Genomic DNA, 1,187 nt, shown 5'->3' with positions numbered 1-1,187 from the left:
TGATTCTTTCTAGCCCTCTTGCACGTACACAAGATGCTACGGAAAAAGACGCTATTATCATCACAGCAGAAGATTTTTCGAAAGAGTGTGGGATCACACAGCACTCAGCATACGCACAGCTAGAAAAAGCAAGCAAGTCATTGATTAAAAGATATTTTTCTTATCATAATGAAAAAAACAAAAAGGTCTTATCTAATTGGGTAATTGACTGCACTTACGAATCAGGAGGGATTGCTATTCGCTTTCCCGAAGTTGTCTTATTTATGCTCAAAGAGTTCGACAAGGTAAATCCCTATACCAAGTACAAAAAAGACATCATACTGAGATTGAAAAGGGACTACTCTTTCGACTTATATCATCTAGCTAAAAAATTTCAGGCAATGGGGAGATTTGAAATATCCCTAGAAGATTTTAGAAATGAGCTAGGCGTGCCCGATTCATACAATGACCTAAGCAACTTAAAAAAACGTGTAATTCAACCGTCATTAGATGAAATTACAGAACAGACAGATATTAACGTAACCTACGAGAACATAAAATCGGGGCGTGCTGTCGTTGGCTTCCGTTTTACAGTCAAGGAGAAGTCGAAGCTGAAAGCGATTGAGGGTCGAGATCCAAATACCGTTGATATGTTCTGCAAGATGACTGACAGCCAGCTCAACACTTACAGCTCCATTCTTTCAAAAGTCCACAGCATCAGTGACCTTGCAGGCAACAAGGACTATCAAGCATTTGCGGTATGGATTTCGAATATTTTACGAGATCCAAAATCGGTTCGTGAAGAAACAGCAAAGCGCATTTTCAAGGCTTTGCGAACTGAAACACACTTTAAGGGCTAAGTTTGACCTGCCAACCACACCAAGATTTTGAAAAAAATCCTGGTGTGGTTGGCCAGATCCACTTACTGCTTTTGATCCTTATGTATCCCACGGACTTTATCTTTCCATTTTGAAAACCGCTTTTGAATCAATTTCTGTACTCGTTCTCTACTGAGTTTAATCCTGCGGTCATTGTTCTGCTGTTTGGTTCGTCTTGCAATCCTTACTTGCCCATTTTCATAGAATTTTAAAACGTCTTCTTCTCTTTTTTGCTTATACTTTTCGACCATATCTTCTTGACCTGCAAAGTTTTCAACAGCTTCATACAAAGAAATGAAGGAATGATAGATCGGAAGAGCCCATTGGCTC

At 39.4% G+C, this 1,187-nt stretch carries 2 protein-coding genes; one reads left to right on the top strand and one right to left on the bottom strand.

The features are described 5' to 3' along the window. Positions 1–839, top strand: an 839-nt coding sequence (locus FTV31_RS16985) for a replication initiation protein (RefSeq protein WP_180015811.1), incomplete at its 5' end; no start/stop codon positions are given. Between the two features lie 62 nt (positions 840–901). Here the strand turns inward: FTV31_RS16985 and FTV31_RS16980 are convergent. Continuing rightward, a partial coding sequence (locus FTV31_RS16980; protein WP_180015809.1) for a hypothetical protein occupies positions 902–1,187 on the bottom strand: 286 nt, incomplete at its 5' end.

This window comes from Acinetobacter sp. YH16031 (assembly GCF_013417335.1).
GTDB lineage: Bacteria > Pseudomonadota > Gammaproteobacteria > Pseudomonadales > Moraxellaceae > Acinetobacter.
The sequence above is the reverse complement of the archived record's forward strand: the minus strand, read 5'-3'. Positions and strand labels throughout refer to the sequence as shown.